General features: G+C 51.5%; 9 protein-coding genes. 8 read left to right on the forward strand and 1 reads right to left on the reverse strand.

The window, feature by feature from the left end; translation table 11 throughout:
- The first annotated feature begins 163 nt into the window (after nt 1–163).
- The 6 genes from DW915_RS09125 (at nt 164) to DW915_RS09150 (ending at nt 6,323) form a co-directional block, all read left to right on the forward strand.
- Nucleotides 164–1,915: a peptide ABC transporter substrate-binding protein gene (locus tag DW915_RS09125; RefSeq protein ID WP_158581050.1), complete on the forward strand. Its 1,752-nt coding sequence runs from the start codon at nt 164–166 to the stop codon at nt 1,913–1,915.
- Nucleotides 1,916–2,030: 115 nt separating this feature from the next.
- Complete coding sequence (locus DW915_RS09130) at nt 2,031–2,987, forward strand: ABC transporter permease (protein ID WP_022462669.1); 957 nt, start codon at nt 2,031–2,033, stop codon at nt 2,985–2,987.
- Nucleotides 2,988–2,997: 10 nt separating this feature from the next.
- A complete protein-coding gene (locus DW915_RS09135; RefSeq protein WP_022462668.1) occupies nt 2,998–3,915 on the forward strand; it encodes an ABC transporter permease in 918 nt (305 codons plus the stop codon).
- 18 nt (nt 3,916–3,933) lie between these two features.
- The gene (locus DW915_RS09140) at nt 3,934–4,965 is read left to right on the forward strand and encodes an ABC transporter ATP-binding protein (RefSeq protein WP_055219928.1); all 1,032 of its coding nucleotides are present in this window, start codon (nt 3,934–3,936) and stop codon (nt 4,963–4,965) included.
- On the forward strand, nt 4,965–5,966 hold the full coding sequence (locus DW915_RS09145) for an ABC transporter ATP-binding protein (protein ID WP_055219925.1): 1,002 nt from the start codon (nt 4,965–4,967) through the stop codon (nt 5,964–5,966). Before DW915_RS09140 ends, DW915_RS09145 begins: the two co-directional genes overlap by 1 nt.
- 3 nt (nt 5,967–5,969) lie before the next feature.
- Nucleotides 5,970–6,323 carry a hypothetical protein gene (locus tag DW915_RS09150; protein ID WP_055219923.1) on the forward strand — a complete coding sequence of 118 codons (354 nt, stop codon included), beginning with the start codon at nt 5,970–5,972 and terminating at the stop codon, nt 6,321–6,323.
- An 81-nt stretch (nt 6,324–6,404) separates the two neighbouring features.
- Here DW915_RS09150 and DW915_RS09155 read toward each other — a convergent pair whose 3' ends face one another.
- Nucleotides 6,405–6,992: an AAA family ATPase gene (locus tag DW915_RS09155; protein WP_055219921.1), complete on the reverse strand. Its 588-nt coding sequence runs from the start codon at nt 6,990–6,992 to the stop codon at nt 6,405–6,407.
- 167 nt (nt 6,993–7,159) lie between these two features.
- Between DW915_RS09155 and ispG the strand changes: the two genes are divergently transcribed.
- Both ispG and DW915_RS09165 read left to right on the forward strand, forming a co-directional pair.
- The gene (gene ispG / locus DW915_RS09160; RefSeq protein ID WP_055219919.1) at nt 7,160–8,215 is read left to right on the forward strand and encodes a flavodoxin-dependent (E)-4-hydroxy-3-methylbut-2-enyl-diphosphate synthase; all 1,056 of its coding nucleotides are present in this window, start codon (nt 7,160–7,162) and stop codon (nt 8,213–8,215) included.
- Nucleotides 8,216–8,235: 20 nt separating this feature from the next.
- Nucleotides 8,236–12,825 carry a PolC-type DNA polymerase III gene (locus DW915_RS09165; protein WP_022462662.1) on the forward strand — a complete coding sequence of 1,530 codons (4,590 nt, stop codon included), beginning with the start codon at nt 8,236–8,238 and terminating at the stop codon, nt 12,823–12,825.
- Nucleotides 12,826–12,879 lie beyond the last annotated feature (54 nt).

Below are 12,879 nucleotides of genomic sequence, written 5' to 3' on the forward strand. Positions count from 1 at the left end.
TTGGGCTAAAATCGCATGAAAAAAGTGAAAAAACAAGGTATTATTTTGTGTTATTGTCCGAACAAGAGAAAAAATTCAGGATAATTATATGAAATACAATAGCCCGTGTGCAGACACAGCCGGATCTGCCGGGGAAGGTCTGCGGAAAAAAGGAGGAACATCAATGAGAAAAAGAAACAAAGTCGTTTCTCTGCTTCTGGCAGGATGCATGGCAGCCGGTCTTCTGGCCGGATGCGGAAGCAGCGGAGGGACACAGGTAGCAACTGCTGACAATGCCACGGCGGCATCAACCAGTACTGGAGCAGCAGATTCAGCAGCACCGGAGACTGCAGGCGAAGTGGACGGACAGATCAATCTTCGTGCAGTAGCCTTTGGAAACAATTTCGATGTGCAGGATATGGGATGGCGCTGGATGATGGGAGAGTGCTACGAAGGACTGATGCGTGACGTAGCAGATGAAAACGGAGACCGTTTCGAGTATGCCGGTGCAGAATCCATGGACGTATCCGATGACGGACTGGTTTACACTTTCCATCTGAGAAAGGATGCCAAATGGTCCGACGGACAGCCGGTTACCGCAGCAGATTATGAGTACGGCTGGAAACGTCTGTTAAATCCGGAATACGGCTATTCCTATTCTTTCTACCTGTTCAACGTAGTAGGAGCAGAGGAGTATTATAACGGACAGGGCTCTGCCGATGAGATCGGAATCAAGGCAGTGGACGATTACACCTTCGAGGTTACCTTAAAGATAGCGGATCCGACCTTCCAGTCCAAGCTGGTAGCAACTCCGCTTTACCCGACCCGTCAGGATGTCGCAGAGGCAGCCGGAGACCAGTGGGGAAAAGACTGGACAAAATGTGTCTACAACGGACCGTTTGCCATGACCAACCTGGTAGAAGATAACTCCATGACATGGGTGAAAAATGACCAGTACTGGGATAAGGACAACGTAAAACTGAATCAGGTAAACTGGTACTGTGTAGCAGAGAACGCAACAGCAGCAACCATGTTCGATAACGGACAGCTGGACGTTTTCGATGCAGCAGGCGATTACATTGCAAAATATGACAAAGAAGTAGAAGCAGGCAATATGCAGACCATGACCACCGAGTACCCGGGAACTATGGTTCTGTGCTACGAGCAGTCTGAGGGCGGAAAATCCGGTCTGATGAAAAACGTAAACATCCGCAAGGCAATTTCCTACTCCATCAACCGTGAGGAGATGGTATCAGCTGTTTACGGAAGATACACCGCAGCTTACGGCTTCGTTTCCCCGGCGATCACGCTCGACGGAACTTCCTACCGCAAGCAGGCGTCGGAGACCATGAAAGAGGAATATGAGCAGTATGCAGGAGATGCAGACAAGTTAAAAGCACTGTTCCAGAAAGGCCTTGATGAGCTTGGTATCACCGACAAACCGGAAGACATCACCATTACATTGCTGTCCCAGGGTTCTGCTACCGAGAATCAGCTCGAGAGAGAGTACCTGCAGCAGTCCATTTCCCAGAATCTGGGCGTAAAGGTAGAGCTGAACACCGTTGGCGATTACCAGATGTTTGCAAACGAGCGCGATAACAAGAACTACGATATCTTTGTAGGCGGATGGTTCAGCGATTACAACGATCCGCTGGATTTCCTGAACGTCATGAAGACAGGCGTTTATGATTCCTACGGCCTCTATAGCAACAGCGAGTACGACAGCCTGATCGATTCTCTGACCGGAGAGAACGACAACGCAAAACGCCTTGAGATTTACCAGAAGCTGGAAGATCTGCTGGTTGCACAGGATTGTGGTGTTGCACCGCTGTACTACTCTGATAAACATTACTATTATCAGAACTGGGTAAAAGATTTCTACACATCCTCCTTCGGCGCAAGCCAGGAGCTTTACAGAGCAACTGTAGAGAAATAAAAAAAGCAGCAAAACAGAAGAAATGAGGGAAGAAGGGCTTATGAAACAATAGGCTCTTCTTTCGCTATCATAATAAAATTCCGGTCGGAAAAGACCGGACAGGGAGAGGATTTTTATGCCAAAATATTTACTGCGCCGTTTTGCAGAAATGCTGATCACACTGTTTCTGATTGCAACGGCCACGTTTTTCCTTCTGGAAGCGGTTCCGGGAGATCCGCTGACGGAGCGTGCGAGCAAGCTCTCGCCGACCGTAAAGGAAAACCTCTATAAGCGCTACGGCCTCGACAAGCCGATGATGGAGCGCTATGTGATCACAATGAAGGGAATCTGCAAGGGAGAGTTCGGAGAATCTGTTGTCTATGCGGGACAGACGGTACAGAAGCTGATTCATGACCGTCTTCCGGTATCCGCCCGCCTTGGTATCCAGCAGGTGCTGGTCGGTATCACGATCGGTCTGCTGCTTGGAATTCTTGCGGCAATGAGGAGGGGAAGCTTCTGGGACTATATGGTGATCGCCCTGTCGGTCCTCTTGATTTCCATTCCGAACCTGATCTTTGGTCTGATGCTTCAGAAAATTTTCGCAGGCAACCTGAAGGTTCTGCCGACGATCGGCTGGCCTGCGGGAAAGGATCTGTGGTTCGGAGGATGGGAATACACGATTCTTCCGACCCTGACAGGATGCTTTTCTTATATCGCAACGTATGCGCGTCTGCTGAAAACCTCGATGCTCGATGTGATCAATCAGGATTACGTGCTGACTGCTGAATCGAAGGGCTTAAGCCGCGGACAGATTATCCGCCGCCATATCCTTCGGAACTCGTTTATCCCGGTTATCACACAGCTTCCGATGTCGGTTGCCATGTGTATCACAGGCTCCTTCTTCATCGAGAGCATCTTTTCCATCCCGGGAATCGGACAGTATTATGTGACGGCGGTCAATAACCAGGATCTTTCCATTATCATGGGAGAGACGGTTATTATCGCAGCACTTTACATCGGTGTTCTCTTTATCACGGACCTGCTGTACGTGGTCGTTGACCCGAGAATCAGTCTGACAGGAAAGAGCAGATAAGGAGGATATTATGGCAGCATTAACACCGGAAAAATTTAAAGTAATAGGATACACCGAGGAAGATGCGAACCGGATTGACCGCCCGACCATTTCCTACTGGCAGGACGCCTGGAGACGGCTCCGCAAAAATCCGATCGCAATGGGATCTCTTGTTGTGCTCGGCATTCTGCTTGTCATGGTCATCATCGGACCGCATATCAAAGGATATGATTATGTATCCATGAATATCGCCGAGAAAAACCAGGGCGTATCGTCAAAATACTGGTTTGGAACCGACAACCTGGGACGTGACCTCTTCTCAAGAGTCTGGGTCGGCGCGCGGGCATCACTGATCATCGCGATCGTTGCAACGGCAATCAAACTCATCATCGGAACGGTATATGGCGCGCTGATGGCACATTTCGGCGGCTGGGTCGATGAGGTTCTGATGCGGATCATCGAGGTTATCAACTCGATTCCGTCTCTGCTTCTTACGATTCTGATCATGATGATTCTTGGAAATAACCTGTTTGCACTTCTGGTCGCGCTTAGTGTCACCGCATGGTGTAACACGGCACGTCAGGTGCGCGGTATGATCAAACAGCTCCGTGAGACGGAATACGTTTACGCGGCGGAGGTGCTCGGTGCAAAACCGCTCCGCATCATCTTAAAACACTATGTACCGAATATGCTGGGTATCCTGATTCTGGATACGGCGACGGCAATCCCGATGTTTATTTTTACGGAGGCAGGTCTTAGCTTCCTCGGCATCGGCCTCAAGGCACCATCGATCAGCCTTGGTGTCCTGATTTCAATGGGACAGCAGAACATGGATTTCTATCCGTCACAGCTTCTGTTCCCATGTCTCGTGCTCTGTATCATCGTTATGGCATTCAACCTTCTGGGAGACGGCCTTCGCGATGCCCTTGATCCGAGACTTCGCCAGTAATAAGTGGGAGATAACGATATGAACGAACAAAACAATCCGATTCTGGAAGTAAAAAACTTAAGAGTCTCTTATCACACCTATGCCGGTGAAGTAAAGGCAGTCCGCGGTGTACAGTTTTCTCTCGAGAAAGGTCAGGCGCTCGCAATTGTGGGAGAATCCGGCTGCGGAAAATCTGTAACGGCGAAATCCATCATGGGCCTCATCAAGGCCCCGCAGGGTGAGATTAAAGAGAACAGTGAAATTCTCTATCATGGAGAGAATATTCTGAAATACAACAAAAAACAGTGGCAGCATTACAAAGGCGGCGAGTGTGCAATCATTTTCCAGGATGCGCTGGCTTCCTTAAATCCGACGATGCGTGTCGGAAAACAGATTATGGAAAATCTGATGGGCCACAAAAACATGACAAAACAGGAAGCGGCAAAGGAGGCTGTCGAGATGCTGCGCATGGTCGGCATCCCGGAGCCGGAAAAACGTGTCAGACAGTATCCGCACGAATTTTCCGGCGGTATGCGTCAGCGTGTTATGATCGCGATTGCATTTGCCTGTGATCCGAAAATTCTGATCTGTGACGAGCCGACGACCGCGCTCGATGTGACAATTCAGGGACAGATTCTCGATATTATCAAGAATCTGCAGAAGAAAAATCAGACATCCGTCATCATGATCACACATGATCTCGGTGTTGTGGCAAATATCGCACAGAAGATTGCTGTCATGTATTCCGGCATCATCGTGGAGAGCGGAACGTGTGAGGACATTTTCTATCGTCCGCGTCACCCGTATACCTGGGCGCTGATCCGTTCCGTACCGCGTCTGGATCTGAAAAACAAGCAGGAACTCGCGACAATTCCGGGAACTCCGCCGGATCTTTTAAACCCGCCGGTCGGATGTCCGTTCTGCACGCGGTGCAGCTACTGTATGCCGATCTGTAAGGAAGAGATGCCGGAGGTAACGGAATTCGGCGGCGAGCATAAGGCTGCCTGCTGGCTCCATCACCCGATGGCACCAAAAGTAGAAATGCCAAATCTGGAAGGAGGAGAACTGTAATGGAAAATAACGAAAAAGAAGTGCTTTTTTCCGTTTCCCATCTGAAAAAATATTTTCAGGTCGGAAACCATGCGACCTTAAAGGCCGTGGATGATGTCTCCTTCGATATCTACAAAGGTGAGACACTTGGAATGGTTGGCGAGTCCGGATGTGGAAAGACGACGTGCGGCCGTACCTGCATCGGCCTGTATGACAAGACCGACGGACAGGTGCTCTACAAGGGAACCGATGTCCATGCATTAAACGGAAAAGAGCGGTTTGCCTTCAAAAAACAGGTGCAGATGGTCTTCCAGGATCCGTATGGATCGCTCGACCCACGTATGACCGTTGCCGACATCATCGGCGAGGGCATCGACATTCACCATCTGGCAAAGAATAAGAAAGAGCGCCAGGAGATGATCTACAAATATCTGGAGCTGGTCGGACTGAACCGCGAGCATGCGAACCGTTTCGTGCACGAGTTTTCCGGCGGACAGCGCCAGCGAATCGGTATCGCGCGTGCGCTTGCCGTGCAGCCGGAGTTCATCGTTCTCGATGAGCCGATCTCCGCACTCGACGTTTCGATTCAGGCGCAGATCGTCAACCTGCTTGTGGACTTACAGAAGAAGATGGGTCTGACCTATCTTTTCGTTGCGCATGATCTGTCGATGGTCAAACATATTTCCGACCGTGTGGCGGTTCTGTATCTGGGAACGCTCGTCGAGCTGACGACATCCGAGGAGCTGTACGCCAACCCGCGCCACCCGTACACACAGGCACTGCTCTCCGCGATTCCGATTCCGGACCCGAAAGTAGAGGCAGAGCGCGACCGCAAAAAAATCCGCCTCGAAGGCGAGGTGCCGAGCCCGATCAACACGAAGCCGGGCTGCAAATTCCAGGGAAGATGCAAGTACGCAAAAGACATCTGCCGACAGCAGATGCCGGAATTAAAAGACGTGGGCAACAATCACTTTGTGGCATGTCATTTCTGTGATGCATTAGAAGAAAATAAGGAATTATAAAACATGGAAAAGATAAAGAACATCTGCCGTGATCTCGGCAAAGCATTTACAATCGGCCTGCTCTCTGGCGGCGCTGCGGCAGCTGTGCTGCTGCTGGGAGGATTCCTCTTTGGGGGATTCACGTTCCGCGCTGCCCTTGAGGCGGCGAAAGACGGCCTGCTGCTGATCGCGGCCCTCGGCATGTTCGTGATCGCCGGAATGCTGATGGTAAAAGGCAAAAACCCGGAGAAATTCACGCAGAAGGAAAAATGGCGCGTCCACTTTGCCGTGCTCGGATATAAGAGTGTGTTCGCAGTTCTCTGCGTTTCCTGGGTGCTGTGGGCGGCAGCGGCGGATTATCTTTTGTATCGGATGTGAAAATAGTTTCTATAAATAAAAAGAGAATTTTGCAGACTGTAAAAATGAGGTCCGGCAAAATTCTCTTTTTTCGTTTAGTCGTTATTCGTCTTCGAGACGGGAGATAACCATCTCCATGGATTTCTGATATTCTTCATCCGAAGAATTGTAGAACAGCATCAGATCGAGGCAGTTGCTCATTTTCTTCAGTGCTTCCGGGATGGAGTAGTCGATCGTTTTCACATATTCATCCCAGTGCTCCAGCTTCCACGTATCGCGCACGGAGTTGCGGTCGATCATGCGCTGGTGGCAGATCTCCGGTTTTGTGACAACCCAGATCACAACAAGCTTTGCCCCATGGTCAGCGAGCTTTTTGGAGAAGTCTTTCAGGAACTTCTCATCATGCACTTCGCGTGTGAATGGTGCGTTGATCAGCACAATATCGTCATACTCGAGTGCTTCCAGTCCGAAATTGACCGTTACTTCATATTCATAATCGCGGATATTCTCCTCGAAGAAATCAGAACTGCGGTTGATTTCCTGTCCGCCCGCTTTGAAAACGCGGTTCGACAGCGGAATGACCGTATCCTTGTCGAGATAAACAACGTGTTTCAGCTCCTTGGCGAGCTGTTTTGAAATGTATGTCTTTCCGCACGCCGGCGGCGAGGTTACGAGGATCATCTTTTTCATCGTTTGTATGTCTTCCTTTCCAGTTGAATAAAAAAAATCACTCCTAGCATTATAGAAAATTTGGAAAAAAATTGCAAGAGAAAAGACGGTTGTGCCGGAGAAAAAATTGTCTTATAATAAAATAAGATTTTTATGCCATCACGGAGAAAATAAATGGAGGAAAGAAAATGAGCAGAGCAAATACACGAGTTGTGAAAATCGGCGACCGGGTCATCGGAGGCGGAAATCCGATTCTGATCCAGTCCATGACGAATACCAAAACAGAAGATGTGGAGGCAACCGTAAAGCAGATCCAGGCGCTCACGGAAGCCGGATGTGACATTATCCGATGCGCCGTCCCGACCATGGAGGCAGCCAAGGCGCTGTCCGAGATCAAAAAACAGATCTCGATTCCGCTTGTAGCAGATATTCATTTTGACTATCGATTGGCGATCGCCGCGATCGAAAACGGAGCCGATAAAATCCGCATCAACCCGGGCAACATCGGCAGCCGCGACCGGATCCAGGCGGTTGTAGATGCAGCAAAAGAACGCCAGATTCCGATCCGCGTCGGCGTCAACAGCGGTTCACTCGAAAAAGAGCTGGTGGAAAAATACAACGGCGTAACGGCAGAGGGCCTGGTGGAGAGCGCGCTCGACAAAGTGCGGATCATCGAGGAGATGGGCTATGACAATCTCGTCATCAGCATCAAATCGTCTGATGTGATGATGTGTGCAAAAGCGCATGAGCTGATCACGAACCAGACGGATCATCCGCTTCATGTCGGCATTACGGAGGCAGGAACGCTGTATTCCGGCAACATCAAATCGGCAGTGGGGCTCGGTATTATTTTATATCAGGGCATCGGAGATACGATCCGCGTTTCCCTGACCGGCGATCCGCTCGAGGAAATCAAATCCGCAAAACGGATCTTAAAGACCCTGGGACTTCGAAAAGGCGGCATTGAGGTCGTATCGTGTCCGACCTGCGGACGGACCCAGATTGACCTGATCGGACTGGCAAACCAGGTGGAAACACTGGTGCAGAGCTACGATCTTGATATCAAGGTTGCCGTCATGGGCTGCGTGGTCAACGGACCGGGCGAGGCAAAAGAGGCGGATCTTGGTGTTGCAGGCGGAAAAGGCGTCGGCATTTTAATTAAAAAAGGTGAAATCGTGAAAAAAGTACCGGAGAGCGAGCTGCTGTCCGTCTTAAAGGACGAGCTGGATCACTGGGGCAAGTAGAAAAGAAAGCAGGAATAGGAATGGAAAAACAGTTTCAGGAAGTATTTCCGGATTTGAGAATCGAAGGGGGCATGGCAGAGCTTCTCGATACCGTGGAGGTTTCGCGGGTATCGATCAATAAGAAAAAAGATCTGCTGCGGATCTATGTGGTCAGCCATCAGTGGATTCACAAAAAATATATTTATCAGCTGGAGCGCCAGATCGAGGAGCAGCTCTTTTCCAACGTGCCGCTGCGCGTGAAGATTATTGAGCGGTTCTATCTGTCGCGCCAGTATACGCCGGAAAACTTTCTGGAGGTGTACCGTCCGAGTATCCTGCTCGAGCTGAAAAACCACAGTGTCTTTCTGAATCATCTGTTTTCGACTGCCGAGATTACCTTCCCGGAGACGAACAAAATGCACCTGGTGCTCGTGGATTCCGTTGTGGCAAAGGAGCGCGAGGAGGAGCTGGTCCACATTCTCGAGAAAATCTTCTGTGAGCGGTGCGGCTTCGACCTGATCGTGGAAACCGAGATGAGAAAGCCGGAGGGCGAGAGCCGCGCCATGAGAAATTCCGAGCTCCGCATCCGGGAGGAAGTGCGCCACGTTCTGGCGCATACCCATTACGGTGAGATGCTCGGCGAAAAAGAGCAGAACCGGATGGAAGAGCAGGCGGAAGCAGCAGGCGAACAGCCAAAAGCAGCCGCAGCAGCCAAGGGCGGCGAGGCGAAAAAAGAAAAAGCAGCAGACGGCGGAAGGGGAAAAGGTTTTTCCGGCGGCGGACGCGGTTCCTTCAAGAAAGGCAAGGGCAGTTTCAGCCGGAATGCGGACAATCAGCCGCGCAAATCCTCCAATCCGGATGTGCTGTACGGAAGAGATTTCGAGGATGAGAGCGTGGAGATTCTGAAAATCGGCGATGAGATCGGTGATGTTGTCATCCGAGGAAGAGTCCAGAGTGTGGATATGCGCGAGATCCGGAATGAGCGTACGATTTTCATGTTCACGATCACCGACTTTACGGATACCATCGGCGTCAAGATTTTCGTCCAGAACGCGGAAGTGCCGGAATTAAAGGATGCGATCAAAAAAGGCGCGTTCATTAAAGTAAAAGGAAAAACGACGGTTGATGCATTTGACCACGATCTGACGGTTATGTCTGTCTGGGGCATCAAGAAGATCACCGATTTCCGTACCGGCCGTCAGGATACGAGTCCGGTGAAGCGTGTGGAGCTGCACTGTCATACAAAGATGAGCGATATGGACGGTGTCACCGATGCTGCCCGTCTGGTACAGCGTGCCTACGAGTGGGGCCATCCGGCGATCGCGATCACTGACCACGGCGTGGTGCAGTCCTTCCCGGAGGCAAACCATGCGATCGAGGCGATCGACGGCGCTTACCGGAAAAAATACCAGGCAGAGCACCCGGATGCGACAAAAGATGAGCTGAAAAAAGTTTCGGCTCCGTTCAAGGTCATCTACGGCATGGAGGCTTATCTCGTCGACGACTTGAAAGATATCGTTGTCAACAGCAAAGGACAGGACATCCACGGAAGCTACGTTGTGTTTGATATCGAGACGACGGGATTTTCCCCGGTTGTCAACAAAATCATTGAGATCGGTGCCGTCCGTGTGGAAAACGGAGCGATTGTCGATAAGTTTTCCACCTTCGTCAACCCGAAAGTCCCGATCCCGTTCCGGATTGAGAACCTGACCGGCATCAACGACAACATGGTTCTTGACGCGCCGGACATCGAAACGGTGCTGCCGAAATTCCTGGAGTTCAGTGAGGGAGCCGTTATGGTTGCCCACAATGCTTCGTTCGATATGAGCTTTATCGAGCACAACTGCGTCCTGCAGGGGATCGAGCGGGAATTTACAACGGCGGACACCGTCGCCATGGCGCGTTTCCTGCTGCCGGGCCTCAACCGTTTCAAGCTGGATACCGTTGCGAAGGCGGTCGGCGTATCGTTGGAAAACCATCACCGTGCGGTGGACGATGCCGGCTGTACGGCGGAAATTTTCGTGAAATTCGTAAAAATGCTGGAGGAGCGCAATATTCTGACTCTGGATGACCTGAATGCGCAGGGAAAAGTATCGGAGGAGGCTGTGCGCAAGCTTCCATCGTACCATGCGATCATTCTGGCAAAGAACGAGACGGGACGTGTCAATCTGTACCGCCTCGTGTCAGAATCCCACCTGAAATACTACAACCGCCGGCCGAAGCTGCCAAAGAGCGTCTACCTGAAATACCAGGACGGTCTGATGATCGGATCTGCCTGCGAGGCGGGCGAACTCTACCAGGCAATCCTGCGCGGTGAACCGGATGCGGCGATTGCGCGTCTTGTGGACTTCTACGATTATCTGGAAATCCAGCCGATCGGCAACAACGCGTTCATGATCAAAAAAGAGGACGTTTCTGCCGTAGAGAGCGAGGAGGATTTAAAGGAGATCAACAGGCGCATTGTTAAACTCGGCGAGCAGTTCCATAAGCCTGTTGTGGCAACGTGCGACGTCCACTTCATGGATCCGCAGGACGAGATCTACCGCCGCATCATCATGACCGGAAAAGGTTTTGACGACGCGGATGAGCAGGCACCGCTGTTCCTGCGCACCACCGAGGAGATGCTTGAAGAGTTTTCATATCTCGGAAGTGAGAAAGCGGAGGAGGTCGTCATCACCAATCCGCGCAAAATCTCCGACCTTGTCGAGAAAATCTCCCCGATCCGTGCCGGAAAATTCCCGCCGGTCATCGAAGATTCCGACAAGACACTGCGTAGAATCTGCTACGACCGCGCGCATGAAATCTACGGCGAGGAGCTGCCGGAGATCGTTTCCGCGCGCCTCGAGCGAGAGCTGAACTCCATTATTTCCAACGGATACGCCGTTATGTACATCATCGCACAGAAACTGGTGTGGAAGTCGAACGAGGACGGATACCTTGTAGGATCGCGTGGTTCCGTCGGTTCCTCGTTCGTTGCGACGATGGCGGGAATCACGGAGGTAAACCCGTTGAGCCCGCATTACTACTGCGAGTCGTGTCATTACAGCGAGTTCGATTCGCCGCGCGTCAAAGAGTACGTCGGCCGCGCCGGATGCGATATGCCGGACGCCGTCTGCCCGAACTGCGGCAAGCCGCTGAAAAAAGCGGGATTTGATATCCCGTTCGAGACGTTCCTTGGATTCAAGGGAAATAAAGAGCCGGATATCGACCTGAACTTCTCCGGTGATTACCAGAGTAAGGCGCACAAATACACAGAGGTTATTTTCGGCGCCGGTCAGACGTTCCGTGCGGGAACCATCGGTACGCTGGCGGATAAAACAGCGTTCGGTTACGTGAAGAACTATTACGAAGAGCGCGGCCAGCACAAACGGAACTGCGAGATCGACCGGATCGTGGAAGGATGCACCGGCATCCGCCGTACCACCGGCCAGCACCCGGGCGGTATCATCGTTCTGCCGTTCGGTGAGGATATCAACTCCTTCACCCCGGTGCAGCATCCGGCGAACGATATGACAACCGACATCATTACGACCCATTTCGATTACCACTCCATTGATGCCAACCTCTTAAAGCTCGACATTCTCGGACACGATGATCCGACCATGATCCGTATGCTCGAGGATATCACGCACCTTGATGCGCAGACGATTCCGCTCGATAACCCGGAGGTCATGTCGCTGTTCAAGAGCACCGAGGCGCTCGGCATCAAGCCGGAGGACATCGGCGGCTGCCCGCTTGGATGTCTTGGCGTGCCGGAGTTCGGTACCGATTTCGTTATCCAGATGCTTCTGGACACGAAGCCGCAGTCGTTCTCTGACCTGATCCGTATCTCTGGTCTGTCGCACGGAACCGACGTATGGCTCGGCAATGCGCAGACATTGATCGAGGAGGGCAAGGCGACGATTTCCACCGCCATCTGTACCCGAGACGATATCATGATCTACCTGATCGACAAGGGACTCGAAAGTGAGCTTTCCTTTACGATCATGGAGAGTGTGCGAAAAGGAAAGGGCTTAAAACCGGAGTGGGAAGAGGAGATGAAGGCACATGACGTGCCGGACTGGTACATCTGGTCATGTAAAAAGATCAAGTACATGTTCCCGAAAGCCCACGCGGCGGCGTACGTCATGATGGCGTACCGCATCGCTTACTATAAAATTTTCTATCCGCTGGCGTACTATGCGGCGTACTTCTCCATTCGTGCGTCCGCATTTTCCTACGAGCTCATGTGCATGGGACGCGACCGGCTGGAATATTATATGAAAGATTACGAAAAACGGAAAGACACGCTGACTCAGAAGGAGCAGGCAACCGTCAAGGATATGAAGATTGTCCAGGAAATGTACGCCCGCGGCTTCGATTTCGTGCCGGTGGACCTCTATAAGGCACAGGCGCACCGCTTCCAGGTCTACGATGACAAACATCTGATGCCGGCGCTCGACTCGATCGAGGGTCTGGGCGACAAGGCGGCCGACGCCGTTGTCCTTGCGGCACGAAACGGAAAATTCCTCTCGAAAGATGATTTCCGCGACCGCACCAAGGTCAGCAAGACGATTATCGACTTTATGGCGGACCTCGGTGTCTTCGGAGATCTGCCCGAAAGCAACCAGTTTTCGCTGTTCGACTATTAAAAGGAGCGTCCCCTTTCCGTTGCAATCCCGTGCGTCTTGGGGTATAATCAGACG

This window comes from Blautia sp. AM42-2, from assembly GCF_003480245.1.
Lineage (GTDB): Bacteria > Bacillota > Clostridia > Lachnospirales > Lachnospiraceae > Fusicatenibacter > Fusicatenibacter saccharivorans.

Coding starts and splice junctions, on each gene's coding strand:
- DW915_RS09125 (WP_158581050.1), top strand. CDS start 164: ATGAGAAAAAGAAACAAAGTCGTTTCTCTGCTTCTGGCAGGATGCATG.
- DW915_RS09130 (WP_022462669.1), top strand. CDS start 2,031: ATGCCAAAATATTTACTGCGCCGTTTTGCAGAAATGCTGATCACACTG.
- DW915_RS09135 (WP_022462668.1), top strand. CDS start 2,998: ATGGCAGCATTAACACCGGAAAAATTTAAAGTAATAGGATACACCGAG.
- DW915_RS09140 (WP_055219928.1), top strand. CDS start 3,934: ATGAACGAACAAAACAATCCGATTCTGGAAGTAAAAAACTTAAGAGTC.
- DW915_RS09145 (WP_055219925.1), top strand. CDS start 4,965: ATGGAAAATAACGAAAAAGAAGTGCTTTTTTCCGTTTCCCATCTGAAA.
- DW915_RS09150 (WP_055219923.1), top strand. CDS start 5,970: ATGGAAAAGATAAAGAACATCTGCCGTGATCTCGGCAAAGCATTTACA.
- DW915_RS09155 (WP_055219921.1), bottom strand. CDS start 6,992: ATGAAAAAGATGATCCTCGTAACCTCGCCGCCGGCGTGCGGAAAGACA.
- ispG (WP_055219919.1), top strand. CDS start 7,160: ATGAGCAGAGCAAATACACGAGTTGTGAAAATCGGCGACCGGGTCATC.
- DW915_RS09165 (WP_022462662.1), top strand. CDS start 8,236: ATGGAAAAACAGTTTCAGGAAGTATTTCCGGATTTGAGAATCGAAGGG.